General features: G+C 67.9%; 29 protein-coding genes and 4 tRNA genes. 12 read left to right on the plus strand and 21 right to left on the minus strand.

Annotation, left to right across the window (positions count from 1 at the left end; translation table 11 throughout):
• Positions 1-93 precede the first annotated feature (93 nt).
• Positions 94-1,284: a pyridoxal phosphate-dependent aminotransferase gene (locus A5727_RS03550; RefSeq protein WP_068244592.1), complete on the plus strand. Its 1,191-nt coding sequence runs from the start codon at positions 94-96 to the stop codon at positions 1,282-1,284.
• On the opposite strand, the gene A5727_RS03555 is transcribed toward A5727_RS03550, so the two are convergent.
• Entirely contained in the window at positions 1,249-2,166 is a 918-nt protein-coding gene (locus A5727_RS03555; RefSeq protein ID WP_068244595.1) for an LLM class F420-dependent oxidoreductase, read from the minus strand. The two genes, A5727_RS03550 and A5727_RS03555, sit on opposite strands and share 36 nt — an antisense overlap.
• Positions 2,167-2,277: 111 nt before the next feature.
• Between A5727_RS03555 and A5727_RS03560 the strand changes: the two genes are divergently transcribed.
• The 3 genes from A5727_RS03560 to puuE are packed head-to-tail and all read left to right on the plus strand — an operon-like array spanning position 2,278 to position 5,383.
• The gene (locus A5727_RS03560; RefSeq protein ID WP_068244598.1) at positions 2,278-3,498 is read left to right on the plus strand and encodes a DUF6986 family protein; all 1,221 of its coding nucleotides are present in this window, start codon (positions 2,278-2,280) and stop codon (positions 3,496-3,498) included.
• Positions 3,495-4,457: an allantoicase gene (gene alc / locus A5727_RS03565; RefSeq protein ID WP_068244603.1), complete on the plus strand. Its 963-nt coding sequence runs from the start codon at positions 3,495-3,497 to the stop codon at positions 4,455-4,457. Before A5727_RS03560 ends, alc begins: the two co-directional genes overlap by 4 nt.
• Positions 4,458-4,474: 17 nt before the next feature.
• Positions 4,475-5,383, plus strand: coding sequence for an allantoinase PuuE (gene puuE / locus A5727_RS03570; RefSeq protein ID WP_068244665.1), 909 nt, complete (start codon positions 4,475-4,477; stop codon positions 5,381-5,383).
• Here the strand turns inward: puuE and A5727_RS03575 are convergent.
• The 5 genes from A5727_RS03575 to A5727_RS03595 form a co-directional block, all read right to left on the minus strand.
• Positions 5,368-6,081, minus strand: coding sequence for an aspartate/glutamate racemase family protein (locus A5727_RS03575; protein ID WP_068244606.1), 714 nt, complete (start codon positions 6,079-6,081; stop codon positions 5,368-5,370). The two genes, puuE and A5727_RS03575, sit on opposite strands and share 16 nt — an antisense overlap.
• A complete protein-coding gene (locus tag A5727_RS03580; protein WP_231991945.1) occupies positions 6,078-7,562 on the minus strand; it encodes an NCS1 family nucleobase:cation symporter-1 in 1,485 nt (494 codons plus the stop codon). The genes A5727_RS03575 and A5727_RS03580 overlap by 4 nt, the downstream gene beginning before the upstream one ends.
• A 151-nt stretch (positions 7,563-7,713) precedes the next feature.
• A complete protein-coding gene (locus tag A5727_RS03585; RefSeq protein WP_068244613.1) occupies positions 7,714-8,442 on the minus strand; it encodes a GntR family transcriptional regulator in 729 nt (242 codons plus the stop codon).
• A gap of 19 nt (positions 8,443-8,461) precedes the next feature.
• Entirely contained in the window at positions 8,462-8,899 is a 438-nt protein-coding gene (locus tag A5727_RS03590; RefSeq protein WP_068244620.1) for an SRPBCC family protein, read from the minus strand.
• Between the two features lie 56 nt (positions 8,900-8,955).
• On the minus strand, positions 8,956-9,396 hold the full coding sequence (locus tag A5727_RS03595) for an SRPBCC family protein (RefSeq protein ID WP_068244624.1): 441 nt from the start codon (positions 9,394-9,396) through the stop codon (positions 8,956-8,958).
• 62 nt (positions 9,397-9,458) lie between these two features.
• Between A5727_RS03595 and A5727_RS03600 the strand changes: the two genes are divergently transcribed.
• Positions 9,459-9,812, plus strand: a complete 354-nt coding sequence (locus A5727_RS03600) for a UBP-type zinc finger domain-containing protein (protein ID WP_068244627.1) — start codon at positions 9,459-9,461, stop codon at positions 9,810-9,812.
• Here the strand turns inward: A5727_RS03600 and A5727_RS03605 are convergent.
• Both A5727_RS03605 and A5727_RS03610 read right to left on the minus strand, forming a co-directional pair.
• Complete coding sequence (locus A5727_RS03605) at positions 9,794-10,222, minus strand: hypothetical protein (protein WP_068244630.1); 429 nt, start codon at positions 10,220-10,222, stop codon at positions 9,794-9,796. The genes A5727_RS03600 and A5727_RS03605 overlap by 19 nt on opposite strands.
• A 91-nt stretch (positions 10,223-10,313) precedes the next feature.
• Complete coding sequence (locus tag A5727_RS03610) at positions 10,314-10,703, minus strand: nuclear transport factor 2 family protein (protein ID WP_068244632.1); 390 nt, start codon at positions 10,701-10,703, stop codon at positions 10,314-10,316.
• A gap of 50 nt (positions 10,704-10,753) precedes the next feature.
• Here A5727_RS03610 and A5727_RS27780 point away from each other — a divergent pair, with 50 nt between their 5' ends.
• Complete coding sequence (locus A5727_RS27780) at positions 10,754-10,906, plus strand: hypothetical protein (RefSeq protein WP_197507578.1); 153 nt, start codon at positions 10,754-10,756, stop codon at positions 10,904-10,906.
• Between the two features lie 63 nt (positions 10,907-10,969).
• On the opposite strand, the gene A5727_RS03615 is transcribed toward A5727_RS27780, so the two are convergent.
• The 9 genes from A5727_RS03615 to A5727_RS03650 all read right to left on the minus strand — a co-directional run bounded on the left by A5727_RS03615 (position 10,970) and on the right by A5727_RS03650 (position 15,760).
• Positions 10,970-11,251, minus strand: coding sequence for a hypothetical protein (locus tag A5727_RS03615; RefSeq protein ID WP_231991943.1), 282 nt, complete (start codon positions 11,249-11,251; stop codon positions 10,970-10,972).
• A gap of 53 nt (positions 11,252-11,304) precedes the next feature.
• On the minus strand, positions 11,305-12,144 hold the full coding sequence (locus A5727_RS03620) for a TIGR03619 family F420-dependent LLM class oxidoreductase (protein ID WP_068244634.1): 840 nt from the start codon (positions 12,142-12,144) through the stop codon (positions 11,305-11,307).
• 88 nt (positions 12,145-12,232) lie between these two features.
• Positions 12,233-13,372, minus strand: coding sequence for a PAS domain-containing protein (locus A5727_RS03625; RefSeq protein WP_068244637.1), 1,140 nt, complete (start codon positions 13,370-13,372; stop codon positions 12,233-12,235).
• Positions 13,372-13,809, minus strand: coding sequence for an ankyrin repeat domain-containing protein (locus A5727_RS03630; RefSeq protein WP_197507579.1), 438 nt, complete (start codon positions 13,807-13,809; stop codon positions 13,372-13,374). The genes A5727_RS03625 and A5727_RS03630 overlap by 1 nt, the downstream gene beginning before the upstream one ends.
• A gap of 617 nt (positions 13,810-14,426) precedes the next feature.
• Entirely contained in the window at positions 14,427-14,564 is a 138-nt protein-coding gene (locus tag A5727_RS27310) for a hypothetical protein (RefSeq protein WP_157521198.1), read from the minus strand.
• Positions 14,564-15,196 carry a nucleotidyltransferase domain-containing protein gene (locus tag A5727_RS03635; RefSeq protein WP_068244641.1) on the minus strand — a complete coding sequence of 211 codons (633 nt, stop codon included), beginning with the start codon at positions 15,194-15,196 and terminating at the stop codon, positions 14,564-14,566. The genes A5727_RS27310 and A5727_RS03635 overlap by 1 nt, the downstream gene beginning before the upstream one ends.
• A gap of 262 nt (positions 15,197-15,458) precedes the next feature.
• Positions 15,459-15,532, minus strand: a tRNA-Phe gene (locus tag A5727_RS03640).
• Positions 15,533-15,574: 42 nt separating this feature from the next.
• Positions 15,575-15,651 (minus strand) — tRNA-Asp (locus A5727_RS03645).
• 36 nt (positions 15,652-15,687) lie between these two features.
• A tRNA-Glu gene (locus tag A5727_RS03650) sits at positions 15,688-15,760 on the minus strand.
• A 255-nt stretch (positions 15,761-16,015) separates the two neighbouring features.
• Between A5727_RS03650 and A5727_RS03655 the strand changes: the two genes are divergently transcribed.
• A tRNA-Lys gene (locus A5727_RS03655) sits at positions 16,016-16,091 on the plus strand.
• 252 nt (positions 16,092-16,343) lie between these two features.
• Here A5727_RS03655 and A5727_RS03660 read toward each other — a convergent pair.
• The 4 genes from A5727_RS03660 to A5727_RS03670 all read right to left on the minus strand — a co-directional run bounded on the left by A5727_RS03660 (position 16,344) and on the right by A5727_RS03670 (position 20,087).
• Positions 16,344-17,498 carry a PE-PPE domain-containing protein gene (locus A5727_RS03660; protein ID WP_068244643.1) on the minus strand — a complete coding sequence of 385 codons (1,155 nt, stop codon included), beginning with the start codon at positions 17,496-17,498 and terminating at the stop codon, positions 16,344-16,346.
• 226 nt (positions 17,499-17,724) lie between these two features.
• The gene (locus tag A5727_RS03665; RefSeq protein WP_068244645.1) at positions 17,725-18,813 is read right to left on the minus strand and encodes a serine/threonine-protein kinase; all 1,089 of its coding nucleotides are present in this window, start codon (positions 18,811-18,813) and stop codon (positions 17,725-17,727) included.
• A 64-nt stretch (positions 18,814-18,877) separates the two neighbouring features.
• Positions 18,878-19,009: a hypothetical protein gene (locus tag A5727_RS28335; protein WP_286150018.1), complete on the minus strand. Its 132-nt coding sequence runs from the start codon at positions 19,007-19,009 to the stop codon at positions 18,878-18,880.
• A 76-nt stretch (positions 19,010-19,085) separates the two neighbouring features.
• Positions 19,086-20,087, minus strand: coding sequence for an oxygenase MpaB family protein (locus A5727_RS03670; protein ID WP_082949582.1), 1,002 nt, complete (start codon positions 20,085-20,087; stop codon positions 19,086-19,088).
• A gap of 68 nt (positions 20,088-20,155) precedes the next feature.
• Here A5727_RS03670 and A5727_RS03675 point away from each other — a divergent pair, with 68 nt between their 5' ends.
• The 5 genes from A5727_RS03675 to phoU all read left to right on the plus strand — a co-directional run bounded on the left by A5727_RS03675 (position 20,156) and on the right by phoU (position 26,079).
• On the plus strand, positions 20,156-20,740 hold the full coding sequence (locus A5727_RS03675) for a TetR/AcrR family transcriptional regulator (RefSeq protein WP_068244651.1): 585 nt from the start codon (positions 20,156-20,158) through the stop codon (positions 20,738-20,740).
• 104 nt (positions 20,741-20,844) lie between these two features.
• Positions 20,845-21,852, plus strand: coding sequence for an acyl-ACP desaturase (locus A5727_RS03680; protein WP_068244654.1), 1,008 nt, complete (start codon positions 20,845-20,847; stop codon positions 21,850-21,852).
• Positions 21,849-23,027, plus strand: coding sequence for a tRNA dihydrouridine synthase DusB (gene dusB, locus A5727_RS03685; protein WP_286150019.1), 1,179 nt, complete (start codon positions 21,849-21,851; stop codon positions 23,025-23,027). Before A5727_RS03680 ends, dusB begins: the two co-directional genes overlap by 4 nt.
• Before the next feature lie 204 nt (positions 23,028-23,231).
• Positions 23,232-25,334, plus strand: a complete 2,103-nt coding sequence (locus A5727_RS03690; protein ID WP_068244660.1) for an LCP family protein — start codon at positions 23,232-23,234, stop codon at positions 25,332-25,334.
• A gap of 73 nt (positions 25,335-25,407) precedes the next feature.
• Entirely contained in the window at positions 25,408-26,079 is a 672-nt protein-coding gene (gene phoU, locus A5727_RS03695) for a phosphate signaling complex protein PhoU (protein ID WP_068244663.1), read from the plus strand.
• Positions 26,080-26,286 lie beyond the last annotated feature (207 nt).

Genomic DNA, 26,286 nt, shown 5'->3' on the forward strand with positions numbered 1-26,286 from the left:
CGTGAACTCGCACGAATCGGGGCCGGAACGTGCGAGTTCACGTCTGCTCGCGGGACGCGGGTGACCGGATCCCGCGCACTAGGGTGGTCAATCATGACGGTGACGCGGCTGCAGCCTTATGCGGTGACCATCTTCGCCGAGATGTCGGCGCTGGCCGCCCGCATCGGTGCGGTCAACCTCGGCCAGGGGTTCCCGGACGAGGACGGCCCACCCGCGATGCTCAAGATCGCCGAGAACGCGATCGCCGAGGGCGTCAACCAGTACCCGCCCGGGCTGGGCGTCGCGGCGCTGCGTGAGGCGATCGCCGCACAGCGCAGCCGGCATTACGGCATCGACTACGACCCGGACACCGAGGTGCTGGTCACCGTCGGAGCCACCGAGGCCATCGCCGCCAGCGTCATCGGCCTGGTGGAGCCCGGCTCGGAGGTCGTGCTCATCGAGCCGTTCTACGACTCGTACTCCCCCGTGCTCGCGATGGCGGGCTGTCATCGCGTCACGGTGCCGCTGGTCCCGGACGGCCGCGGATTCGCGCTCGACGTCGACGCCCTGCGCGCCGCGGTCAGCCCGCGCACCAAGGCCATCATCGTCAACTCACCGCACAACCCCAGTGGCACGGTGCTGGGCCACGAGGAACTCAGCGCACTCTCGGCGGTGGCCGTCGAGCACGACCTGCTGGTGATCACCGACGAGGTCTACGAGCACCTGGTGTTCGACCATCAGCATCTGCCGCTGGCGGCCTACCCGGGCATGGCCGAGCGCACCGTGACCATCTCGAGTGCCGCCAAGATGTTCAACTGCACGGGCTGGAAGATCGGATGGGCCTGCGGCGCCCCGGATCTGATCGCGGGCGTGCGGGCGGCCAAGCAGTACCTCAGCTATGTCGGGGGTGCGCCGTTTCAGCCGGCCGTGGCACACGCGCTCAACACCGAGGACCAGTGGGTGCGGGCGCTGCGCGACTCGCTGCGGGTCAAACGCGACACGCTCAGTGCCGCACTGACCGATATCGGCTTCGACGTCCATGAGAGTGCGGGCACCTACTTCGTGTGCGCCGACCCGCGCCCTCTGGGCTACGACGACAGCACCGAGTTCTGCCGGCAGCTGCCCCACACCGCGGGTGTGGCCGCGATCCCGCTGTCGGCGTTCTGCGATCCGAACGGCCCGCACTTCGCCGACTGGAATCACCTGGTGCGCTTCGCGTTCTGCAAGCGCGACGACACCCTCGACGAGGCGATCAACCGGCTCGAGGTGCTAAAGGGCGGCCGCGACGCGCCAAAGAGCCTCTAGCTCAACCGGGTCGTCGCGTTTGAGCGGGGAGATGACGACGTCGGTGGCGCCGGCGTCGCGGTAGGCCGAGAGCTTCTCGAGGACCTCGTCATGCGATCCGACGATCGCCAGGTCGGCCGCCGACGCCAGTCCCTCACGTGCGACGACCTTCTGGTACGACGGGATGGTGTCGTAGAAGCTCAACGCGGCCCGGGCCGCGGCCAGGCCGGCGTCACGATCGTCGGTCACGAGCACCGGTGCGGCCGCGATCACGCGCGGCGCGGGCCGTCCCGCCGCCGCTGCCGCGGCCGTGACGGTCGGCACGATGAAGTCCTCGATCGTCCGGGTGCCGGCCAGATACGGAAGGGTGCCGTCGGCCAGTTCCCCGGTGATCTGCAGCGCCTTGGGGCCCATGGCCGCGACGTACAGCGGCACCGGGTGCCCACCGGCGACCTGCACAGGCCATTCCGGTGCGGCGGTGATGTGCTCACCGTGCACGTCGACGGGCTGGCCGTCGAACACCGCACGCAGCACCAGCAGGTGTTCGCGCAGGCGCGCGACCGTGCCCGCCGGGTCGATGCCGAAGGTCCGCTGCTCGATGACGTGGGCGCCGAGGCCCAGGCCGAGGCTGAAGTGGCCGTGCGTCGCGGCCTGCGCGGTCTGCGCCAACGACGCGACGATCAACGGGTGCCGAGGGTTGATCGGCACCACGGACGTGCCGACTCCCAGGCCGGGGACGGCGGCGCCGACGAGGGCCGCCAGCGTGATCGCGTCGACGTCCAACTGTTGTGCCAGCCAGATCTGGCGGACGCCGAGGTCGAACGCCCGGCGGGCCTGGTCGATGACATCGTCGACCACATTGGCGGCATTGGGGAAGGGTGAGAGGAAGATTCCGGTGGGCATTTCTGTGCCAACCACATCCGGCGCGCAGAGCTTCCCCTGGAATCACAACGATCGCATCTCCTGCGCGCCCGTCGATACACACCGAGACACAACATCTGTGACGATGGGCAGATGGCAGAACCCGCCTACCCGATCGCCCCGACACTGCTGGCCCGCATCGACGACCTGCTCACTGAGGTGGACGCCGAACTCGCGGCCCGCTATCCCGGTGGCGGCGACGACGGCCAACCCGTGCACACCGTCTACCTCAGCGCGGCGATGGCCGACACCGACACGCCACAGCGCTGGGGTTCGGCGGCCGTCGCCCTGCTCGACCAGCACCGCGACCTGCTGGTGGAGTTGGCCGACGAGGCCGCCGTCGACGAGGTGCGAACACGCTTGGCCACGGCCCCGATCCAGGATCTGCGCCTGGACTTCGAGGACGGTTACGGGTGGCGCCCCGACGCCGACGAGGACCGCGACGCGCTCGAGGCGGGCCGAACGCTGGCCGCGTTGAAGCTGCCGACCGGCGGGGTGCGGATCAAGGGACTCACCACCTCCGAACGCCGACGGGCGATCCGCACACTGGAGTTGGTGCTCGACGGCGCGGGCGGCGTGCCGGACGGCTTCGTGTTCACGGTCCCGAAACTGCGCGTCGCACAACAGGCGACCGCCGCGGTCTGGCTGTGTGAAGCCGTTGAGCAGGCCCACGGTCTGCCGGACGGGACACTGCGGTTCGAACTGCAGATCGAGAGCCCGCAGGCCATCCTCGGCGCGGATGGCGCCGCGACGGTGGCGCGGGCGCTGCACGCCAGCCAAGGCCGCTGCCTCGGATTGCATTACGGCACATACGACTACAGCGCCGCCTGTGGGATCTCACCGCAACAACAGGCCCTCGACCACCCGGTCGCCGACCACGCCAAGGCCGTGATGATGACGGCGGCGGCGCAGACCGGGGTGCGCGTGGCGGACGGCTCGACGCAGGTCATGCCGGAGGGCAGCGACGCACAGGTGCGCGCGGCGCTGGTCCGTCACCACGGCCTGGTCACCCGCTCGCTGCAGCGCGGGTACTACCAGGGCTGGGATATGCATCCCGGCCATCTGGTGACGCGCTGGCTGGCCACCGGCACATTCTTCCGCGCGGCCCTCGACGCCGCGGCACCGCGGCTGCAGGCCTACCTCGATCGCCGGGGTGGTGCGATCGTCGACGAACCGGCCACCGCGGAGGCGCTGGCCACAGTGATCCTGCGCGGTCTGTCGGTCGGGGCGTTCACCACCGACGACGTGCTGAAACTCGCGCCCGCCGGCGACCTGTCCACCCTACGAAACCTGAAGGAACGCAAGCTTTCATGACCGACTCGCCACCCGATTTCAGCTGGTTCCCCGATCTGGCGCTGCGCACGGCGGGAGGTGCGGTGCTGTGGGCCAACGACGACTCCTTCGCCGAGAAGGAGAACCTGATCATGCCGGGACCGGCGAAGTACCAGCCCGCGACCTTCGGCCATCGCGGTCAGATCTACGACGGCTGGGAGACGCGCCGGCGCCGTGAACCCGGCTATGACGAGGCCATCGTCCGTCTCGGCGTGCCCGGCGTGATCCGGGGCGTGGTGATCGACACCGCGTGGTTCAAGGGGAACTTCCCGCCGGAGGCGTCGGTCGAGGCGCTCGAGGTCGACGGCTATCCCCCGGTCGAGCACCTGATCGACCATCCCGGGTGGGAACCTATCGTCGAACGCGCGAAGATCTACGGTGACAACCGCAATCCGTTCGAGGTGCACTCCGAGAAGCGCTACACCCATGTGCGCCTTCGGATCTTCCCCGACGGCGGTGTCGCGCGCCTGCGGGTGCACGGCGAGGGCCGACCCGATCCGGCGCTGCTGGGCCTGGGTCCGCTGGATCTGGCGGCGCTGGAGAACGGCGGGCTGGTGCTGGACTGCTCCAACCGGTTCTACAGCTCACCGCAGAACCTGATCTTCCCCGGCGTCGCCAAGGTCATGGGCGACGGGTGGGAGACCGCGCGCCGGCGCGACGACGCCAACGACTGGGTCCGGATCCGGTTGGCGGGCCGCGGGCGGATCCGGCTGGCCGAGATCGACACGTCCTACTTCCTCGGCAACAGCCCGGGTGCCGCGGCGCTGAGCGGCCTGACCGACGACGGCGAGTGGGTGGAACTGCTGCCGCGCACCGACTTACAGCCCGACACGCGACACCGCCTGCTGGTGGGATCCGACGCCGTGGTGCACGAGGCGCGGTTGGACATCTATCCCGACGGCGGCCTGGCCCGGCTGCGCCTGTTCGGAGACCTCGTGTGAACGCCTACCCGCGGGACATGGTCGGCTATGGCCCGCATCCGCCCGATCCGCAGTGGCCCGGCGGCGCGGCGATCGCGGTGCAGTTCGTGCTCAACTACGAGGAGGGCGCCGAGAACTGCGTGCTGGACGGGGATCCGGTGTCGGAGACCTTCCTGTCGGAGATGACGCCGGCTGAGGCCTTTCCCGACCGGCACATGAGCATGGAGTCGCTCTACGAGTACGGGTCGCGGGCGGGCCTGTGGCGGGTGCTGCGGATCTTCGAGCAGCGCGGCCTGCCGCTGACCATCTTCGCGGTCGCCCGGGCCATGCAGCGCAATCCCGAAGCGGTGGCGGCCTTCGGGGAGCTGGGCCACGAGATCGCCTGCCACGGGTTGAGGTGGAAGTCCTACCAGGGCAGTGACATCGAGGTCGAACGGGCGCACATGGCCGAGGCGGTGGCGATCCTTCGCGACCTCACGGGCGCGGCGCCGCTGGGCTGGTACACCGGCCGGGACTCCCCACGCACCCGCGATCTCGTGGTCGAGCACGGCGGATTCGTCTACGACTCGGACTCATACGCCGACGACCTGCCGTACTGGGTCCAGGTACGCGCAGGCTCAGGCCTGGTGGACCATCTCGTCGTGCCGTACACGTTGGACACCAACGACATGCGGTTCGCCTCGCCGGCCGGGTTCGCCAACGGTGAGGAGTTCTTCGCCCACCTGCGTGATGCGTTCGATGTGCTGTATGCCGAAGGCCTTGCGGGGCAACCAAAGATGCTGTCGGTGGGACTGCACTGCCGGTTGGTGGGACGGCCCGCGCGGGCCGCGGCGCTGCAGCGGTTCCTGGACCACGTTCAGGGCCACGATCGGGTGTGGGTCGCCCAGCGCATCGAGATCGCCGAGCACTGGCGCTCGATGCACCCGGCCGGTCAGCGTTCGCTGTAACGCTTGGGTGGCGGGGGCGCGTACTCGCCGCGCTTGCCCGTGCCCAACCCCATGGTCACCAGGGACTGCACCGTCAAGGTGGCCGCCGTGACTCCGTCGACGACGGGCACCCCGATGTCGTCGGCGATCTGGGCGCACATCTGCGCCATGCCGGCACAGCCGAGCACCACAGCGTCGGATCCGTCGGCTTCGACGGCGTCTCGGCAGGCCTCGGTCACGACCTTGCGCGCCATAGGGTCGGTCTCGAGGTCGAGCACCGGGATCTCGCAGGCATGGATGCCGCGGCAGAACCGGTCCATGCCGTACCGCTGGGCCAGTTCAGCGGCGCGGCCGATGGTGCGCCCCAGCGTGGTGACCACGCTGAAGCCACGGCCCAGGTGACTCGCGGTGTGCATCGCGGCCTCGGCGATGCCCACCACCGGTCCCCGCGCCACCTCGCGCGCCGCGTCCAGACCGGGGTCCCCGAAGCAGGCGATCACGTAACCGTCGACACCCTCCCGTTCACCGCGCGTGATCACCTCGAGCAGCCCCGGCACGCTCATCGCCTCGTCGTAATGGCTCTCGATCGATTCGGGACCGAACGGAGAGGTGACACCGTGGACCACCGTGCCGGGACCGGCCACTGCCGTTGCGCAGCGGGCGATCCCGGCCGTCATGGTCTCGGTGGTGTTCGGATTGACAACCCAGATGCGTTTCACGACAACGATTCTGCAACCAGCTTGTCTCGGGTGGCCAGCAGGCGGTAGAGGCCGAACGCCACGCCGCAGCCGATGAACCAGCTGTACTGCGCCGCGGTGGCCATGCCGGGCACACTGCCGCCCAGCAGCACCGGGATCACCGCGAGCACCGCGCCGACGGCGGTGGCGATCACCGCGATGACGTTGTAACCCTTGGTGTACCAGTATTTTCCGTCCTCGTTCATGGTGAACAGGTCGTCGACCACCACCTTCTGCTTGCGCACCAGGTAGTAGTCGGCGATCAGAACGCCGAAGAGAGGCCCGATGAACGCGCCCAGGGTCTCAAGCGTGTAGTGGATGACCTCGGGATTGGCATACAGGTTCCACGGCGTGATCAGCACCGAACCGACCGCGGCGATCATGCCGCCGGCGCGCCAGCTGATCCGCTGCGGACTGACGTTCGAGAAGTCGAAGGCGGGGCTGATGAAGTTGGCGACGATGTTGATGCCGATGGTGGCGATCGAGAACGTCAACGCGCCCAGCACGATCGCGAACGTGCTGTCGATGCGCGCGACGGTCTCGACCGGGTCGGTGATCAGCTCGCCGAACACCGGCACCGTCAGCGACGCGGTGACGACCACCAGGAGCGAGAACACCAGGAAGTTGACCGGCAGGCCGAGGAAGTTGCCGCGCTTGACGGCCTCGAACGACTTGCCGTACCGCGAGAAATCGCCGAAGTTGAGCATCGGACCGGAGAAGTAGGACACCACCAGCGCGATCGCGCCGAGCATGACGGGCAGCGACGACCATCCGGTGTAGGTGACCCCGCCGAGGTTGAGATCGATTGCACCCCAACCCGCTTTGTATATCAGGTAGCCGCAGAGGATGAACATCACGACGTAGACCGCCGGGCCGCAGAAGTCGATGAATCGGCGGATGGACTCCATGCCCCGCCAGAACACGCAGGCCTGCAGCACCCACAGCAGCAGGAAGCTGCCCCAACCCAGCAGCGACAGTCCCGCGAACCCGTACTGCTCGACCTGCGCGTAGGGCATCAGGCCGGGGAACAGCTTGAGCAGCACCACGTCGAGGGCGGCCGACGCCAGGTAGGTCTGGATTCCGTACCACGCCACCGCGATGAGGCCACGGATGATCGCCGGGATGTTGGCGCCCAGCACACCGAACACGGTGCGGCAGATCACCGGGTACGGCACGCCGGCGGCCTGGCTGGGTTTGGCGACCAGGTTGCAGAAGTAGTTGACGATCACGATGCCCACCAGCAGCGCGACCAGAACCTGCCAACTCGCCAGGCCCAGTGCGAACAGGCTGCCTGCGGTCACGTAGCCGCCGACGCTGTGCACGTCGGACATCCAGAACGCGAAGATGTTGTAGGAGGTCCACGTCTGCCTGCCCAGCGGGGCGAGGTCCTCATTGGTCAGTCGCGGGTCGTAGCCCGGCTTGATGACTCCGCCGCCGACGGGGTGGCCCGCGGCTTCGATCATGTCATCGGCGCCGGCTCTGGCGCCCGGTGGAAGGTCTCGCGTCTCGGATTGTGCTGCGGTCTCGGTCACGGCGCTCCTCTGCGAGTGAGGTCAGGGATGCTGCGACGCTATGGAGGAGGTGTTGCCGCCGTATTTCGTCGGCGATATGCCGTTATTGCGGGCGAAATATATCTTCGGGCGCCAGCAGCCCCGAGTCCGAGGGAAGCGTCGAGATCACCTCGTTGAGGCGGCGGGCATGCTCCTCCGACACCGCGAGCAGGCGCTCGGCGTCACGGGCCACAAACGCCGCCAGCATGTCACCGTGATCGGCGTGCAACCGCGCGCGGTCGGCCCGGCTGACATGCACCATGGGCTGCACGGGTTCGGTGACGTTCCACGCCACCTCCAGCATGTGCAGGAGCCTGTGCATGCCCGACGGCCGGGTCAGCGCCATATGGAACTGCCGGCTCAACCGGTGGTAGGTGACCGCCTGGTCGTCCGAGACAGCCTGTGCCAGTGCCTCATTGAGGGTGACGACGGCGGCGCGGTCGGCGTCGGTGGCGCGACGCACCGCGGTGGCCAGGGCCGCGGACTCCAACGACTCGCGCACGATGTACATCTCGCCCAACTCCTGTGCGGTCAGCTGCGCGACCGAGTAGCCGCCGTTCTGGCGGTGGGTCACCAGCCCCTCACCGATCAGCGTCTTCAGCGCCTCGCGCACGGGGATGTGGCTGACGCCGAGGACCTCCGCCACCTCTGCGGGCGGGATCGGTGTGCCGGGCGGCGCCGCGCCGTCGAGGATCACCCGCCGCAGTTCGGTCAGAACCGTGTCGAACTGGCCGGCACCCCGATCGGCCGCAAGCCTTTCGAGCAGCGGGGAGCGCCGATGCGGGTGGGGCATCTGCGCACCCTACGACGTGTCAGCCCCGGTTGCGCGTCACGCGACTGCGCAGTCGATCGATCGCGGTGTCGAGCACGATCGACTTGGCCCGCTTGAGCAGGAATCTCGGTACCGGCGCCGACGGGTCCACGGTGATGTCGAACCGCACGCGCGTCATCTCCCCCTCGGGTGTGAGGTTGTACTCCGCGTGCTGACCGCGCTGCTGGAACGTGTCCTTGGCGTCCCACACCACCCAGTCCTCACCCCAGTGGTATTCGAGAAGTTCACGGTCGGTGACACCCATGAGCCGCATCGTCGCCCGAACATGGTGCGGACGGCCGTCGGGGTGGCGGTCCAGCACTGTGACCTCGCGGTGCAGTCTCGACCACGACGGCAGGGCGTCCATATCGGCGAGGGTGTCCAGGATCGTGCGCGGCGAGGCGTCGAACAAGGCTTCTCGTGACGCCCGGACGGCCATGGTTCAAACGTAGCGACGGTGGCAGCGCTGTGCCATCGGACCCGCCGCCGACGGCGTCAGCCCTTTTTGACTTTCAGCACCTGCTTGCGCAGGCCGTCGGTCGCCGTCTCCATGCCGCCCTTGAGGGTGCGCTTGAGCAGGAAGCCGGGGATCGGCACCGACGGGTCGACGGACATGTCGAACCGGACCCTGGTCTTGTCGCCGTCGGGGGTCAACGTGTACGCCGCGTCCTGCGCCTTCAGCTGCCCCGCCGAGACCAGCGTCCAACTCACGCTGGTGTCGGTCCACGTGTACTCGATCACCTGGACGTCGGTCAGGCCCGCGGCCTTGACCGTCATCTTGGCCTGTCGCGGGCGACCGTCGTCGTAGGTGTCGACGATCTCGGACTTCTGGAACTGCGGGGACCAGGTCGGCGTCGCCTCGACATCGGCGATCACGTCCAGGATCTCCTGGGCGGTCGCCTCGATCACCACTTCACGCGAATCTTTGACAGCCATTGGCAAACCCTAGCGAAACGGATCCCGAACCCGACGGCTTTGGGCGGCAGTAGTGTCGGCACATGGGCACCAACATCGATCCGTCGGCCGCACCGAGTGGGACCGGGTGCGCTGAATGCGAGGCGGCCGGGGGTTGGTGGTTTCATCTGCGCCGTTGCGCGGCGTGCGGGCACATCGGCTGCTGCGACGATTCGCTGATGCGCCACGCGACGGCGCACTGGCGGGCCACCGGCCACCCGGTCATCCAGTCCTTCGAACCGGGCGAGGACTGGTTCTGGAACTACGAGACCGACGATTACGACGCGGGCCCGGAACTGGCGCCGCCACAGTCGCGTCCGGCCGACGAGACCGCGCCCGGCCCGCGTGGACGCGTGCCCCGCGACTGGGTGCAGCAGCTTCAGCAGCGCAGCGACTGAGCCGGCGCGCACCGTGCTGTCGGGTGGTGCACACCGCCGCTCGGGATCAGCGGCGGGGTGGGCTGTTCATCGTCGACGACGCCCCGGCTCGGCACCGGTTCCCCGTGGTGGAGGCGGATCCACGCGCACACCGCGTCCAAACCCGCACGGGCGTCGTAGTCCTCGCCCCGCACCACGACCCGCTTCTTGCGGAACACCCTGGTCCCGGTCGCCTTGAACGACACCGGCGGCGCGTACCGCGGTGGCTGCCCGTGCTCACGGTGCACACAACGGATGTCGACCGCGTCGTCGAAACGCTGACCCAGGTCGGACTCCGCGAAGAGCGCGGTGTAGCAGATCGTGAACAGCCAGGTGTTGTCTGCCCGCCGCTCGCCACGGACGATCATTCGGTCGTTGCCGATCTTCGCCATGGCCGCCTCCCCGTGCCGTGCTGAACAGCACCAGCCTCTCGGAGGCGGAGGACGGGATCACGCGTAGCGAACTACGCGTTGTCGGTTGCGACTACCTGCCGGCCTGTTCCATCGCCTTGGCGAACTCCACCGACATCTGCTCGGCGAAGGCGGTGACGGCCTTGAGCGGGCGCAGCATGACCGTGAACTCGTCGATCAGACCGTCGGGCCCGGTGTGGAGGAAATCGCAGCCGTTGATGTCGAGGTCGCCGACCTTGGCGGTGAACACCAACGCGTGGTCGGCCGCGTCCGGGGCACCGATCTCCCGTACGTAGCGCAGGTCGGAGAACACCTTCTCGACGGCGGTCAGGATCACCGCGACGGTGTCGCGACCGTGGTAGGGCTTGTGCGCGATCGGACTGCGGAACACCACGTCCTCGGCGAGCAGCGCAGGCAGAGCGTCGAAGTCGCCGGCCTCGACGGCGGCGCGGAATGGGTGCATGTGGTCACGGTAGCGGAGTGGAATGCCACGCTATGGGGTAGTCCGTCGGCATGACTCAACCGACACAGGACAACGACGACGTGGAGAGCGATCCCGCGAAAGGCGACAGCGATCCCGCCAAGGCCGATGGGGATCGCACCGACTGGGCCGATGAGGGCGGCGCGACGCCGAGTGGGCCGGCGACCGACACCGACGCGTCCTGATCACCGCACGACGAAACCGGCCGTCACCTCCCAATCGCGGTAGGTGACGGCCGGTCTCGTTGTCTACAGGTGCGGTGCCTGACTGATGGTGGTGTCCGGGGTGCCCACGGTCTGGCAGTAGGTCTGCACTGCCGTCCGGGTGGCGGTGAGCTCGATGTTGGAGGGCTCGTTCTTGCCCTCGTCCTTGAGCATCTTGGTGATGGTCTCGTTCTGGGTCTTCTCGTCAGAGGACGTGAAGTCCTTGCACTTGGTGTCACCGCCTTGGTTGATGACTGTCGATGAGCAGCCGGTCATCACGGCCGCGGCCGCGAAGCCCGAGATCACCATCGCCATGAAGCGGTTCATCAGATCCTCCAGAGGTAGTTGGACGCTCACACTGTTGCCCGATTACGGTGCCGTCAAACCTTTGCCAGGATGTCCTCGGCGAACCGTTCGACGCCCTCGCGGTATCGATTGCCCCGCCATGGCGCGCACATCACGCCTGTGATGCCGATGTCCTCGGCTCGCCGGTACAGGTCCACCGACGGCGCGTGCAGCAGCGACAACACGATCTCGAAGGGCTCGTCGCCGCGGCCGGACTGCGTGCGGTGCTTCTGCAGACGCTCGACGACCGCGACGGCGTCATCCCACTTGTACGCCAACCCGACCCACCCGTCGCAGTGCTCGGCGGCCCTCCGCAGCGCCACGTCCGAGTCGCCACCGCACAGGATGGGCACCGGCGCCGGCGGGTGCGGTTCGATCATCATCTCCGGCACCGAGTAGTGCTGGCCCTGCCAGGAGACCCAGCCCCCCTTCCACAGTGCGCGAAGAGCGTGGATCATCTCGGTGGTGCGCGCCCCGCGCGTATCGAAGTCCTGTCCCAGAAGCTCGAATTCCTCACGCATCCAACCGGTTCCGATCGCGAGCTCAACCCTGCCGTCCGACAGTGCCGCCGCGGTGGCGACCTGTTTGGCGACCTCCAGCAGCGGTCGCGCACCGACGATGTACACCGCGTTGGAGAACCGCAGGCGGGTGGTGACGGCGGCCAGAGCGCCGATTGTCACCCAGGAGTCCGGCCATTCGGTCTCCGGTGGCCACGGCGGCTTGTCCCCGGTCAGCGGGTAGGGCGTGCTCAGCTGGCGTGGGTAGATCAGGTGGTCGGAGGTGAACATGCCGGTGAACCCGGCCGCATCCAGCAGGGGCGCGATGCCGAGCAGGTCGCGTGTCGGGAGGAAGGCCGTACCGGACCAGAACTGCATGGGGTTACTGTTGCATGTTCAGTTGACGGGGCGCGCAGGGGCCTGCATTCGAGGACTGTGCGACCGTGAGTGCGCCATGCGGATCCGCTCAGGGCGTGTGGGCGATGTCGGGTTCGGCGAGGTGCGCGAAGAGCTCCTCACGCCGGTCCTCCTCGAGGTCGAGCACCACGCTGGTGAGCCGTCGCACGTCCGGGTCATGCGCCAACGCAAGCCATTTGAGATCGCTGATCAACCGCGTCAGATACGGCAGATCACTGAGCTGGTACTCCGCCGCCAGATACACCGGACGCACACCGAAGAACTCGCACAGCGCCTGCGCGATCGACTCCGACGGCCTCTCCCGCAGGCCCGCGCGCAGCTGGGACAGGTAGGGGCCGGAGATGTGCACCCCCTTGGCCGCCAGCGCGGTGACCACCTCGCTGTTGCTGTACCCGCGGCGATCCGGAGCCTGCACGCCCGCGAAGAGGGCATTGAGCCGTTGCTGGAATGTCCCCGCCAGATCGACCATGGGCTTGCCGCCCAGAACCGCGGGAGGACGGCGCCGCCGCGGGGCCGCGGCCGCACCGGCATCCAGCCGTTGCGGTGCGCGGCGGTCGGTGATCGCGTCGGTGACGTCGCGGGACAGGCACAGGATCTCGCCCACACGTCCGTCGTCGTCGGCCACCGGGGTCAGGGAGTTCTGCCAGAACGTGGGCTCGCCGAAGGCACCGACCGTCTTGCCGATGAACTCGGTGCGGGTGCCGCCCGCGGCCGTCTTCAGCGCTCGCATTCCCGCGCCGCGGATGCTCGACGGCAGCAGCTCCAGCCACGGCATCCCGAACTCGGTCTCGTCCAGCGGCAGGCCCAGGGTCTGGCATCCGCGCTGATTCATGTGCAGAAGGGTTCCGTCGAGGCCGACGAGTTTGACGCAGTCGCTTGCGTTGCGCAGCGGCCTGGCGACCTGTGCCGGCGACACGGCGGGCACGACGTCGGGTTCGGACAACGCGGCGTCGGCGCGCAGCACCCATCTGGCCCGACGGCCGTCGTTGTCGAGCTTGGCGACCTGGCCGCGCCGCTCGAGGATGGCCAGGCTCCGGTACATCGTCTCGGTCATGACGTAGACGTTGAACTGCGCGGCCAGGCAGCGCCTCAGCTCACTGGTCGAGATGGCGTCGCTGCGGTCCGCCAATGCGGTGATGATCAGTCCGCGAAGAGCCTCCCCGGACGCGTTTCCCGCCACGGCCGTCATCAGGCGACCTCGTCGCTGACGTCGGCGTCCACAGGTGTGCCCATTCGCTCGACTAGGTCCCCCAGGGTCGGGTACTCGTCGGCGTACTTGGTGGCCAACTGCCTCGGTGTCGCGCCGTGGTTGTTGGCCGCCTCCGGGTCCGCGCCGGCGTCCAGAAGCGCCGCGACCATGTCTGCACTCTCCGGCAGCTGGTAGACCGCCCGCCACAGGGCCGTGTTGCCCCAGCGGTCGCGCGCCTCCACCGCCGCGCCGCACTGCAGCAGGACCTCGACCACGTCGATGTCGTTGGCATCGACCGCGCAGTGCACGACCGTCTTGCCGTCCGCATCCTTGTCGTCGAGTTGCCCCCCGTGCGCGGCGACCAACTCAGCCAGTTCTCTGCGTTCACGCCCCCTCAGCGCGTCGTAGCTGAACATGTTGCCTGAATTCCTCTCCACGCCGGCCAACTCGCGGACTGACTCCCGAGTAGGGAGCGGAGTCCGCATGTCAGTAGACATAGCTGGGGCGAGTAAGTCAACCGATGTTCTCATGGATGTACGCCACACCATCGGTGTGGAAGGACCGATCAGGCGGCGGACGGTTTTGCCATATCCGCAGATCAGTCCCGGTTTACGCACATCCGGCAGCTTTTCCGGGTGTGCAATTGTTCACTACCCGTGCCGACAAACTATGTTTGCTGCACCCGCCGTTGACGGGCGGGGTCGCCGCGCCGTCGGCCTCTCGGTTGAGAAATTTGCCGATAGGCACAATTGATTTGCTCATCGCATCGCCCGCTAGAGATCGGGCTGCCAGGCCAGCACGCCCATCCCTACGACTGACACACGGATTTGGTACAGAAAGTGCTGCGACACAAGGCATTTCATGGACCATAGCGCGTCCAACCCTTGCGGCGAACACTTGGTCAGCACCCAGCGTGCAGCATCACAGCAAACGGCACTCGTCTAACGACCACCGATTGCACGGATTCGAACGCGTCGAACGTGGAAACCACTGCGGCCCAATGTACGAAGGTGCAGGCGAGGCGGCGCGGAGGGGGCTTCGTCCGTGGGAGCGGTTACACGGCGTCCACGTACAGGTCACCGGCAGCGTTGGGCATCTCCTCCCTGAGATGCTCAGCACCGTCGAAGAACTCGATGGCCTTGGTCAGGCGCCCCGCGGTCACCACGGAGTCACAGTTCCGCTGGCCCGCCATCAGGACCTCCTCGCCGACCGCAGCTGTGCGTTGAACCAAGCCCGCGTCCCCGCGACTGTCCGGCCCTGCTTCGACACGTCCTCGAGCAGACGCTCACCTGCGGCGGCCGCGCCGCGGAACTCGTCCTCGGTGTACTCGACGATTCGGCCGTCGTTTCCGGTCCACGCGGTGACCAGCCGGGCAAGTTCGCTCAACCGTTGCTCCCACGCGTCGTCGTCCACGGAGTCGGCGGCGCGGACCAAGAACAGGTCGATGTCGCTGTCGAGCCTCATTCGCCCCGTCGCTGCGGACCCGAACACCGCGGCGTACTTCAGACTGTCGCCCCACTCGCCCAGGTGCCGTCCGAGGTGATCGAGGAAGGTGGAGTCCAGCCGCGACAGCATCCTGATCGGTTCGGCTGCGAGGTGCTCGGTGTTGAGTCGGTAGGTGTGGGTTCGACCCACCTCGTCGTGCAGCACCACACCTTGCCCGGCGAGGCGGTTAAGGACCTTGCGGATGCCTTCCCCCGACGCGGTCGTGAGGATGCGCTGAACCTGATTGATCGTAAATGTGGCGTCTGCACTGGCCAGGACTGCGAGCACGTCGCCGTCCAGGGTCGGCGTCACCGTGGCGAACGGCTTGTGCAGCTGCATGGTCCACACCTCATCTCTAACTAAAGTTAGAGTAACACAACTATAGTTGGAGACGAGTAGGTCGCGAGAGTCCGGCTTGTCGCACGGCCGCGACAGGATCCCGTCCGTGCGACTCAACTTGATCGTCTTGTACGCGCCGGAGCCCATCGTCGACCACGAGGCGGAGAGAATAAGGAAACCGATGCGCCTGTGTCTGATTTGACATCCGAGCGACCTGCCCGAAAAACGAGAAAAACCACCCGTCCCCGGGCGGTTCTTGAGGTGGCCAGGGCCGGGATCGAACCGGCGACCTTCCGCTTTTCAGGCGGACGCTCGTACCAACTGAGCTACCTGGCCGGAAGGCACCAGGTCGGTGTGCAACCGAATGCCTCGCCGTTCTGGCGACCCTGACGGGACTCGAACCCGCGACCTCCGCCGTGACAGGGCGGCGCGCTAACCAACTGCGCCACAGGGCCTTGCTTTCCTGCTGTGCTCCGTGTTTCCACGTTGCGTACCCCCAACGGGATTCGAACCCGTGCTACCGCCGTGAAAGGGCGGCGTCCTAGGCCACTAGACGATGGGGGCCTAATCCGAATTCCTCCGGGGTACTCATCAACGCTTCCGTTGGGAGCTTCGATAGCTTAGGGCACGGCACGGAGAATTCCCAAACCAGATGCATACGGGCCATTTCGGGGGTCTCGACTACGTGCGCCGAACCCCGTCGACGAGTGCGCGGATCGGTCGCTATTTGGACAGCCGGAGCGACAAATCCGCACAGCCGGCGCCGGTCGCACCCGCCCATCCGAGAGGCTCGGGGTTTCGGCTATTCTGTTCCCTCGCGCCCCTATAGCTCAGTTGGTAGAGCTACGGACTTTTAATCCGCAGGTCCCAGGTTCGAGCCCTGGTGGGGGCACCACGCCAATCGTCGACATCAAACGGCCGCCGCCACGCCGCGCCGGGGGACGCCGGCGACCAACACCGCCCAGGGCCATCGCCCCCTCGACGGTCTCAGACAGATCCGCGCGTCGGCCACTCACACCCACAGCGGCTGCCGCGAGAGCGGCCCTTCACGCCAGGTCGAATAATCTGCGGCGCATCTCGGGTCGCATCGCTCAGCCGCGGTGGCCGTCGGCCCGGCTGCCGTGACCCGGCAGTTGTCGTCAGATCGCTAGGCCTCGCCGCCGTCGGCGGGGGCATCCCGGCCGCTGCGAGTGCTCCCGTCGCGGCTGGCACGCGGCCCTGCAGGCCCGCCGCCGGCGTCGGCGCCCGCCGCGGGTGCCGACGAGGTGGGCGCGGTCCGTGCGTCAGGGATCCTGCGCTCGGCCCGCAATGCCTTGACGCGCTGGCGATTCGGTGACAACGCAGCGGCGGCGCTGCGGTCCACGCGCGCCAGCCGCAGCAGCTTGCGCTTGGGCTCGACCTCCGCGACATCGGACGCCGCCTCGGCGTCACGGTCACCCTCGGGCGCCGACTCGGCAACTGGTGCGGGCGTGCGCGGGACATCGTTGCGGACATACCCGGCGTCGACGATGGGCTTGAGGCGTGCCTCGAGCTCCCTGACGAACGACTCGTCGACCCCGAGATCCCGCAGCGGCTGCACCAACGGCAACCGCTCGGTGCGCACCAGGTACGTGGTGGTGACCCCGCCGAGACTGTTCGTCGACGTGGTCACATCCTCGGCGGGCACCGTGTCGAGGTCCACGTCCGGATAACTCATCTGCGCGTGCACATACACAACGCCGAGCAATGCGTTCGCCACGGCCACGACATTGCCCAGCCGGTCCGGGAAGTCGGCGAACCCGTCGTACTCACGGACGATGTAGATCGTGTCCCACGGCGTGTCGGGCGTCCCGCCGACCGTCACCCCGAAGAACGGCAGCACGTACCCCTTGGTCAGGTGGCGGAACAGCCCGCCCTGCGGATTCGACGGGTCCGCCACGGCGATGAACCTCACCTCGTCGGCCCCGGGCCGGTCCTCCTCCGGAAGCTCCATCAGCCGGCGCTTCACCTCGGCGATCACCAGAGCGCCCTGCGACACCCCGACCGTGGTCTTGTCCCCCGGTGTCGACGCCATCCTCTCCTGCAGCATGTCGGCGCCCAACGACACCGACCAGTCCATGTACACCGGCGCGGACGGATACCCGATGTTCACCTGGGGCGCGCCGTGCGTGTACGGCAGGGGCCACGGCCCCTGATCGCCGAGCATCGCTGAACCGGTCCCGCCGACGGTGAACACGGTCTCGGCCGCGACGATCGGTGCGGTGGCGACCAACCCGGCGACGGCGAGCACCGAGGCGCACGCGCTCAGCTTACGAACATGCATAAGGTCGGGCTCTTTTCGGGACGCGCGGCGGTGAGCCGATTGCTGGGTACGGCGCGGCGGCGGGTCGTCGCGGCCCTGATCAGACCTCGTGGCCAGGCAGGATGCGCGGAGTTGCCTCCGTCGCGCCCAGCGAGGATACGTCCGACGAGTTTGCAGTCCGGCTCAGCAACATGCCCGGTGTGGCGAACGCCACACCGTGCTCGTATAAGCGCTGGCCCAAGCCCTCTCAGGCCGGCGCACTGCGCGACGGCTCAGCCGGTCCGCTGGCATCGACCACCGCGCCGGACCGCACACCCATGTCGACGGAGCGCTGCGTCGAGGCGCCCAGCACGAACGCCACCACACCCACGATGAGGGCGATCAGCAGCACCGCCAACAACCACACGAGCCGGCTCGGACGGCGCCGCGGCATGAGCGGCGGCACGGGCGCGGTGATCGGATGCCACGGCGAGACCGGCATGGCAGGCGGAGCCTGCGGCAGAGGAATCGGTCCGGTGACCGGATCGCCGTACACGTTGCCCAATTCGGCGCGCATCACCTCGGCACTGGGGAAGCGCTGGGAGGCGTCGCGGGCCATGGCGCGGTCGACGATCGCGGCCAACTGTGGTGGCACGTCGGGCCGCAGCACCGACACCGGCGGCGGCGGCTGCTCGGTGATGGCCTTGGCCAGCGCCACCAGGTTCTCCTCGGGGAACGCCCGACGTCCCGTCAGCGCCTCCCACCCCACGACGCCCACCGCGTACAGATCGTCGGCGACGGTCGCGGGATTTCCGGCGAGCCGCTCGGGGCTCATGTAGGCCATCGTGCCCATGATCTGGCCGGTGTCGGTGCGGTGCGTGTCGGGGCCTTTGGCCAGTCCGAAGTCGGCCACCTGCGCGTCACCGGTCTGTGCGAAGAGGATGTTGGCGGGTTTGATGTCGCGGTGCAGGATGCCGGCCGCGTGGGCCGTCGACAGTGCCGACAGCACGTCGATGAGCATCCTGCGCACGTAATCCGGCGGCACCGGGCCGTGGGCGATCAGGTCCGCCAGGCTGTTGCCCGGGAGCCGCTCCATCACGATGAACGGCAGCCCGTTGTGCTCCCCGCTGCCGTAGACCGTGACGATGTTCGGGTGGCGAAGGGCCGACGCCGACTGCGCCTCCGACCAGAATCTGCGCAGGTAGTCCGGGTTGTTGTCGAAGCCGGGGTAGAGCAGCTTGATCGCCACGGACTGCCCCGTCTGGGTGTCCCAGCCCTCGCGAACCTCGGCCATGCCGCCCCGCCCGAGAACTCCCCGCAGCTCGTAGCGGCCGCCGAGCAGTTCGGGGGCGAACATGGGTTCCACCGTAGTCGTAGGCCCGTTCGTGGGGAGCCAACCGTGCGTCACAGCGTCCTGTCGGTCAGCGACGGCCGCCAGACGGATGACGACGCTCCCAGAACCGGCCCAGAAGCGTCGCGCCGCGAAGGACGAGGACGGCGTAGACGAGGGCGAGGAACGGGCCGAAGACCCATGCGACGGTCATCGCTGTCATTCGTCTCACCCCCTGCACTCGCCGGTGCTCCCATCAGATCACGAGGGGGTGACGCAGCCCGTTCAACGCGCCGGGGTCAGACCTTCGGGCAGTAATGCATTCCGTTGTCGCGGTGCCCGATCGGCGGCAGATTGCGCGCGGGCGTCTCGGGCAGCGGCGAGTCGGCCGGGATGCGGCCGGTGGCGCGATCCCATCCGGCGCGCGGCCGGGGATGCATCCGCCGGCGTTTGGGCAGCAGCGTGAACACGATGTTCACGGCCTCCCCGAACCGGCGATGCAGCCACTCGTCGCGACGGGACCAGGTGTAGCCCATCCGCGTACGCACCGCGGGGTGATAGAGGCCGACGGTGAACCAGACGAAGAACGGAGCCATCAGCTTCAGCTGGGCTTTCCACAGCCAGTCGGGAATCCACGAGGCGAACGGCGGCGCGGGCAGTTCGGTCAGGTCCAGCACGTCGCGGGCGGCCTTGTTGTTCTCGAGCACCTCGGTGCACATGTGCTCCCAGTACACCTGGAAGTCCTCCCAGGTCTTGGGCACCGGGCGCATGCTCATGCCGTACATCGAGTACCACTGGACGTGCTCCTCGAAGAGCTGGCGCTTCTCGTCCTCGGTGATACCGCCGCACAGCCGGTCCGCGACGATGATCGTGCCGACGAAGAACGTCGAGTGCGCCCAGTAGAAGACGTCGGGATTGAGCGCGTGATAGCGCCGCCCCTGGGCGTCGACACCCTTGATGTCGACGTGATAGTCGCGGACCTGCGCACCCGTCATCGGGGCGCGGTCGGTGTCGAACACCACGCCGCCGATCGGATACAGCGACCGCAGCAGTCGCGGCCAGCGCTCCTGGAAGAAGATCGAATGCTCCTCGACGGCTGCCCCCAACTGCGGGTGCATGTTCTGCATCGACCCAGCCCAGGGCCCCTGCAGCATGCCGCGCCAGTCGCCGAAGTACTTCCAGGTCAGCGAGTCGGGCCCCAGCGGCGTCGGCGGCGTTTCGTACCCCATCGCCGACATCGGGCAGCCGGTCGCCAACTCAGCACTGGCAACGGGGTCGAGGTCAGTCGTATCTTGAGTCACGCAATTTCCGATCAGTCGATGCAGGCAATCTGACTACAAGTGTTGTCAATACGAATACTAGGAGTGATGTGACGTCCGGTCAACGCGGCAGCCGCTGGGCCGGCGTTCCCCTGCGGGACCGCCCCGCCCGCCGCCGCGACGCCCTGATCGCCGCGGGCGTCCAACTCCTCGGCGGCCCCTCCGGGCCGGGCATCACGGTCCGCGCGGTCTGCCGGCACGCCGGGCTGACCGAACGGTATTTCTACGAGAGCTTCGAGGACCGCGACGACTTCGTGCGCGCGGCGTACGCCGAGGTGTGCACTCAGGCGATGGGCGCACTCGCACCCACCACGTCGGCGCGCGAAGCCGTCGAGAAGTTCGTCGCCCTGATGGTCGACGATCCAGTCCGTGGCCGGGCCCTGCTGCTCGCCCCGGAGGCCGAACCAGTGCTGAGCCGCTGCGGTTCGGAGTGGATGCCGAACTTCATCGATCTCCTGCAGCGCAAACTCACCACGATCACCGACCCGGTGGTGCAGGCCATGACCGCGACGAGCCTGATCGGAGGACTGACCGCGCTGTTCTCGGCCTACCTCAACGGCCGCCTCGCAGCCAGCCGGGAACAGTTCATCGACTACTGCGTCGAACTCCTGCTCATGGGAGCCAACAGCACCTGAGGTGCGCCGGATCACTGGCGACATGCCGGGGGCGAACTTGTTTGGTACTGGGTTACACAGATATATTGACTGCAACCACGAGGTACACATAACTGGGAGGTGTCGTGTCGCAAGACCTGACCGACCTGCAGCTTCTTCATGAGCTCGAGCCTGTCGTCGAGCAGCAGATCAACCGTCACATGAAGATGACGAAGGACTGGAACCCGCACGACTACATCCCCTGGTCGGACGGCAAGAACTTCTATGCCCTGGGCGGTCAGGACTGGGATCCCGAAGAGTCCAAGCTCGACGAGGTGGCCCGCACCGCGATGGTGCAGAACCTGCTCACCGAGGACAACCTGCCGTCGTATCACCGCGAGATCGCGATGAACTTCTCGATGGACGGACCCTGGGGCTTCTGGGTCAACCGTTGGACGGCCGAGGAGAACCGGCACGGCATCGCCCTGCGCGACTACCTGCTGGCCACCCGCGCGGTGGATCCGGTGGAACTCGAGATCACCCGCATGGAGCAGGTGACCCGCGGCTTCTCCCCGGGCCAGAACCAGCAGGGCGACCTGTTCGCCGAGAGCCTGTTCGACTCGGTGATGTACGTGTCGTTCCAGGAGTTGGCCACCCGGGTGTCGCACCGCAACACCGGCAAGGCCTGCAAGGACCCCGTCGCCGATCAGCTTCTGCAGCGCGTGTCGGCCGATGAGAACCTGCACATGATCTTCTACCGCGACGTCAGCGCCGCGGGCTTGGACATCGCCCCCAACCAGGCCATGACCTCGCTCTACCGGGTGCTGTCGAACTTCAAGATGCCCGGCTACACCGTTCCGGACTTCCGCCGCAAGGCCGTCATCATCGCCGTCGGCGGTGTCTACGATCCGCGCATCCACCTCGATGACGTGGTGATGCCGGTGATCAAGAAGTGGCGCATCTTCGAGCGCGAGGACTTCACGGGTGAGGGTGCGCGACTGCGCGACGAACTCGGCAAGGTCATCGCCGAACTCGAGGACACCTGCGAGAAGTTCGAGGTCGCCAAGCAGCGTCGCCTCGAACGTGAGCGCAAGGTGGCCGAGAAGAAGGCCATGAAGAACCTGTTGGTGTCGACGTCATCAGCGGCCTCCTGACCGACCGCCTCTCGGCGGCCAAGCCCTCGGACCGATCCGCACTGCGGATCGGTCCGTTCGCGCTGCCCAGTCCCGTCGTGTTGGCACCGATGGCCGGTGTGACAAATGTCGCATTCCGCACCCTGTGCCGACAGCTCGAACAGGAGATGGTCGGCACCGTCAGCGGGCTGTACGTGTGCGAGATGGTCACCGCCCGCGCCCTCGTCGAGCGGCACCCGGTCACCATGCACATGACGACGTTCGCTCCGGAGGAGTCCCCCCGGTCGCTGCAGCTGTACACAGTCGACCCGGCAAACACCTACGCGGCGGCGAAGATGATTGCCGACGAGGGCCTCGCCGACCACATCGACATGAACTTCGGCTGCCCCGTCCCCAAGGTCACCCGCCGCGGCGGCGGTGCGGCGCTGCCGTACAAGCGCAAGCTGTTCGGGCAGATCGTGGCGGCCGCGGTGCGCGCCACAGAGGGCACCACGATCCCCGTGACGGTGAAGTTCCGGGTGGGCATCGACGAAGACCATCTGACCTTCCTCGACGCTGGCCGCATCGCGGAGGAGGAGGGCGCCGCGGCCGTGGCGCTGCACGCCCGAACGGCGGCCCAGCGCTACTCCGGGGCGGCCGACTGGGATCGCATCGCAGCGCTCAAACAGCACGTCCGCAGCATCCCGGTACTAGGCAACGGCGACATCTTCGACGCCAGCGACGCCTTGGCCATGATGGCCGCCACGGGCTGCGACGGTGTGGTGATCGGCCGAGGCTGCCTGGGCCGGCCGTGGCTGTTCGCCGAGTTGTCGGCGGCGTTCACGGGAGCGCCTGCGCCCACCCCGCCCAACCTCGGTGCGGTGGCCGACATCATCCGTCGCCATGCCGTGCTGCTGGCCGACCACTTCGGCGAGGACAAGGGCATGCGGGACATCCGCAAGCACGTCGCCTGGTACCTGCACGGCTTCCCGGCGGGCTCCGACGTGCGGCGCGCCCTGGCACTGGTGAAGACGTTGGACGAACTCGACCGACTACTGGGCAACCTCGATGGGTCGGCACCGTTCCCGGAGGTGGGCAGCGGTCCTCGCGGCCGTCAAGGCTCACCGTCCAAGGTGTCACTGCCCGAGGGATGGCTGGACGACCCCGATGACTGCACCGTGCCTGAGGGGGCCGACGCTATGCACTCCGGTGGCTGAATCGAGACATCCTCGACATCGGAGCTCTCAGGTTGTCTCAGTACGATGTGAACCTGTTCCAGTTCGCTCCGGTGGCGCATGGAGGGTCTGGGCTGCTAAAGACATAACGGAAGGTTTGTGTCTGTCAGCGTCGACAGGCACCCAAGGGCGCTGCCCGCGCACCCAGAGAGAGACCTCACGGGAATTCGGAGGCCGGATACGGACATGAGTGACGGCGACAGCGCCACTCCTGGCCAGCACCGTGCGCCTGACCCGCACAGTGACAACCAGTGGCTTACCCGAACTCCGCGGCCCAAACCAGACGCCGCGCCGTGGGAACGCGGATCCGATGCCGATGACGCCCCGGAACCCGCTCCCAGCGGCAACCACACCGACGGAATCACCGTCGCCGACCTGATCGCCAGGGTCACCGGCGACATCCCCCGGATTCTGCAGACGCCGGGAGACGACGATGCGGACGCAGCGCCCGCACCCAGGTCCGGACGCCGCCACCTCAACGAACTCGACGACGACCCCCCGACCGTCCCCACCGTGTCGGCCTACGAAACCGAGCTCCCCGAGTTCGCGGTGGTCGCCCGACGACGCCGTGACCCCGAACCCGATCCGGCCACCGCGATCATCCCCGCCGCAGCCGCGGAGCCCCTCCCCGACCTCTCCGACGACACCCCGGCTGAGGCGGCACCCAGCGGGCCGAAGAGCCGGCGCTCGATGCTGCTGGCGGGCCGCTCCGCCGCCGCGCTGTTCGCGGTGCTCGCGCTGGTGCTGACCGGCGGGGCCTGGCAGTGGACGACGGCGAAGAACAATCGCCTCAACAACGTCGCGGCGCTGGACCTCAACTCACGCGACATCGTGGATCCCAACGCCCAGTTCGGCGACGAGAACTTCCTGATCGTCGGCGTCGACAGCCGTTACGGCCAGAACAGCGACATGGGTGCGGGAAGCACCTCGGACGCCGACGGCGCCCGGTCGGACAGCGTGATCCTGGTCAACATCCCGGCGAACCGCAAGCGCGTCGTCGCGGTGTCGTTTCCCCGCGACCTGGCCATCACCCCGCAGCAGTGCGAAGCCTGGAACGCCGCCACCGGCCAGTACGGTCCCGTCTACGACGAGACCACCGAGACCTACGGCCCCGAAGAGGTCTACACCGAGTCGAAACTGAACTCCGCGTACGCCTTCGGCGGGCCCAAGTGTCTGGTCAAGGTGATCCAGAAGATCTCCGGCCTGTCGATCAACCGGTTCATGGCCGTCGACTTCGCGGGCTTCGCCAAGATGGTCGACGCCCTCGGCGGCGTCGAGGTGTGCAGCACCACTCCGCTGGAGGACTACGAACTCGGGATGGTCCTGCCCACCGCGGGACGGCAGATGGTCGACGGCACCACGGCACTGAACTACGTGCGGGCCCGTCAGGTCACCACCGAGGTCAACGGCGACTACGGCCGCATCAAGCGCCAGCAGCTGTTCCTGTCGTCGCTGCTGCGGTCACTGATCTCCAAGGAGACCTTCTTCTCGCTCAGCAAGCTCAACAACGTCGTCAACATGTTCATCAACGACAGCTCGGTCGACAACCTGACCACCAAGGATCTGGTGGAACTCGGGCAGTCGCTGCAGGGCGTGTCGGCGGGCCGCATCACCTTCGTCACGGTCCCCACCACCGGGTACGCCGATGAGTGGGGCAACGAGCAGCCGCGCACCGAGGACATCCGGGCGCTGTTCGACGCGATCATCAACGACGACCCGCTGCCCGGCGAGAACGATCAGAACGCGACGACCACCCCGGTCACCGCCGCCGAGACGACCGAGAGCCCCGAGACGACGGAGACCACCGACGACACCTCGCAGGTCAACGCCAACGGGCACGCCCCGAGCGAGGAGTCGGCGGCCACCACCGAAGAGGTCAGCGCGATCACGACCGAGCCGCAGGAGATCAGCGTGCACGTGTCGAATTCGACCGGCACCAGTGGACTCGGATCGGCGGCGAGCACGGAACTGCAGAACTACGGCTACAACGTCGACACCCCCGACGACTACCCCGAGGCCCTCGCCGAGACGACGGTGCAGTACTCGCCCGGCAATGAGCAGGCCGCGGCGACGGTGGCGGCCTCGCTGGGCAACCCGCGGATCGAGCGGGTCACCGGCCTGGGCGATCAGGTGCAGGTCGTGCTCGGGCCCGACTACTCCGCCGTCAGCCCTCCCCCGCCCAGCGGATCGCAGCGGACCGTCACCGTCGTGCACCGGGTCAAGTCCACCCCCACGCACCTGCCGGAGGACCTGACCGTCACCAACGGCGCCGACATCAGCTGCGAGTAGCCGCACGCCATTCATCGGCCGTTCACCCTGCGCATCGTGCCCATTGCAGGTCCGGCACCGTAGGCTGGACGCCATGCGGACCGCGTACCACGAGCAGCTTGAAGCCCTGACGGCACAACTCGGGGAGATGTGTGGACTCTCCGGACGCGCCATGGAGCGCGCCACCCAGGCGCTGCTGCAAGCTGATCTGGTTCTCGCAGAGCAGGTGATCACCGACCACGACCAGATCACGGCGATGAGCGAGGTCGCTGAGGAGAGCGCGTTCGTGCTGCTGGCGCTGCAGGCTCCGGTGGCCGGAGACCTGCGGGCAATCGTGAGCTCCATCCAGATGGTCGCCGACATCGACCGGATGGGCGCGCTCGCGCTGCACGTGGCCAAGATCGCCCGTCGTCGGCATCCCCTGCACGCCCTGCCTGAAGAGGTCAACGGCTATTTCGCCGAGATGGGCCGGCTGGCGGTCGAACTGGGCAACAGCGCCCAGGAGGTGGTGCTGTCACGCGACCCGCAGAAGGCCGCCAGCATCCGCGAAGAGGACGACGCGATGGACGATCTGCACCGTCACCTCTTCTCCGTGCTGATGGACCGGGAGTGGAAGCACGGCGTGGCGGCGGCCGTCGACGTGACGCTGCTCGGCCGGTTCTACGAACGCTTCGCCGACCATGCCGTCGAGGTGGCGCGGCGGGTCATCTTCCAGGTCACCGGCAGCTATCCCACGTTGGAGGATGACCTCTACAAGGCGCACTGACGGCCTCCCCACGACAGCGGGGCCCCGGGGACGCCGGGGGCCGGAGTGGGGGGGGGGGGGCGCCGGGACCGGCGGGGGTGGTGAGCGCGGGGGGCGGGGTGGGGGGGGTGGGGGAGGTGGTGGGGGGGGGGGGGGGGCCCCCAGTGCGGGCCCGGCTCGAAAGCAGGGGCCGCGGCACCGCCTGGCCCGGGCGGGTCGACGGGTCTA

The sequence above is a fragment of the Mycobacterium sp. ACS4331 genome (assembly GCF_001667265.1).
Lineage (GTDB): Bacteria > Actinomycetota > Actinomycetes > Mycobacteriales > Mycobacteriaceae > Mycobacterium.

Bases quoted from the DNA above. Each gene is read 5' to 3' on its own strand.
- A5727_RS03555 (WP_068244595.1), bottom strand. From the start codon at position 2,166: ATGCCCACCGGAATCTTCCTCTCACCCTTCCCCAATGCCGCCAATGTG.
- A5727_RS03580 (WP_231991945.1), bottom strand. From the start codon at position 7,562: ATGATCGAAGCCGCGGGCCACCCCGTCGGCGGCGGAGTCATCAAGCCG.
- A5727_RS27310 (WP_157521198.1), bottom strand. From the start codon at position 14,564: ATGGCGGGCCAGCGGAACTGTGACTCCGTGGTGACCGCGGGGCGCCTG.
- A5727_RS03690 (WP_068244660.1), top strand. From the start codon at position 23,232: ATGAGTGACGGCGACAGCGCCACTCCTGGCCAGCACCGTGCGCCTGAC.
- A5727_RS03610 (WP_068244632.1), bottom strand. From the start codon at position 10,703: ATGCACCCATTCCGCGCCGCCGTCGAGGCCGGCGACTTCGACGCTCTG.
- alc (WP_068244603.1), top strand. From the start codon at position 3,495: ATGACCGACTCGCCACCCGATTTCAGCTGGTTCCCCGATCTGGCGCTG.
- A5727_RS03590 (WP_068244620.1), bottom strand. From the start codon at position 8,899: ATGGCCGTCCGGGCGTCACGAGAAGCCTTGTTCGACGCCTCGCCGCGC.
- A5727_RS03620 (WP_068244634.1), bottom strand. From the start codon at position 12,144: ATGCAGTTCTGGTCCGGTACGGCCTTCCTCCCGACACGCGACCTGCTC.
- A5727_RS03615 (WP_231991943.1), bottom strand. From the start codon at position 11,251: ATGAACCGCTTCATGGCGATGGTGATCTCGGGCTTCGCGGCCGCGGCC.
- A5727_RS27780 (WP_197507578.1), top strand. From the start codon at position 10,754: ATGACTCAACCGACACAGGACAACGACGACGTGGAGAGCGATCCCGCG.
- phoU (WP_068244663.1), top strand. From the start codon at position 25,408: ATGCGGACCGCGTACCACGAGCAGCTTGAAGCCCTGACGGCACAACTC.
- A5727_RS03585 (WP_068244613.1), bottom strand. From the start codon at position 8,442: ATGCCCCACCCGCATCGGCGCTCCCCGCTGCTCGAAAGGCTTGCGGCC.
- A5727_RS03600 (WP_068244627.1), top strand. From the start codon at position 9,459: ATGGGCACCAACATCGATCCGTCGGCCGCACCGAGTGGGACCGGGTGC.
- A5727_RS03625 (WP_068244637.1), bottom strand. From the start codon at position 13,372: ATGACGGCCGTGGCGGGAAACGCGTCCGGGGAGGCTCTTCGCGGACTG.
- puuE (WP_068244665.1), top strand. From the start codon at position 4,475: ATGGTCGGCTATGGCCCGCATCCGCCCGATCCGCAGTGGCCCGGCGGC.
- A5727_RS03660 (WP_068244643.1), bottom strand. From the start codon at position 17,498: ATGCATGTTCGTAAGCTGAGCGCGTGCGCCTCGGTGCTCGCCGTCGCC.
- A5727_RS03560 (WP_068244598.1), top strand. From the start codon at position 2,278: ATGGCAGAACCCGCCTACCCGATCGCCCCGACACTGCTGGCCCGCATC.
- A5727_RS03595 (WP_068244624.1), bottom strand. From the start codon at position 9,396: ATGGCTGTCAAAGATTCGCGTGAAGTGGTGATCGAGGCGACCGCCCAG.
- A5727_RS03605 (WP_068244630.1), bottom strand. From the start codon at position 10,222: ATGGCGAAGATCGGCAACGACCGAATGATCGTCCGTGGCGAGCGGCGG.
- A5727_RS28335 (WP_286150018.1), bottom strand. From the start codon at position 19,009: ATGACAGCGATGACCGTCGCATGGGTCTTCGGCCCGTTCCTCGCCCTC.
- A5727_RS03550 (WP_068244592.1), top strand. From the start codon at position 94: ATGACGGTGACGCGGCTGCAGCCTTATGCGGTGACCATCTTCGCCGAG.
- A5727_RS03665 (WP_068244645.1), bottom strand. From the start codon at position 18,813: ATGTTCGCCCCCGAACTGCTCGGCGGCCGCTACGAGCTGCGGGGAGTT.
- A5727_RS03635 (WP_068244641.1), bottom strand. From the start codon at position 15,196: ATGCAGCTGCACAAGCCGTTCGCCACGGTGACGCCGACCCTGGACGGC.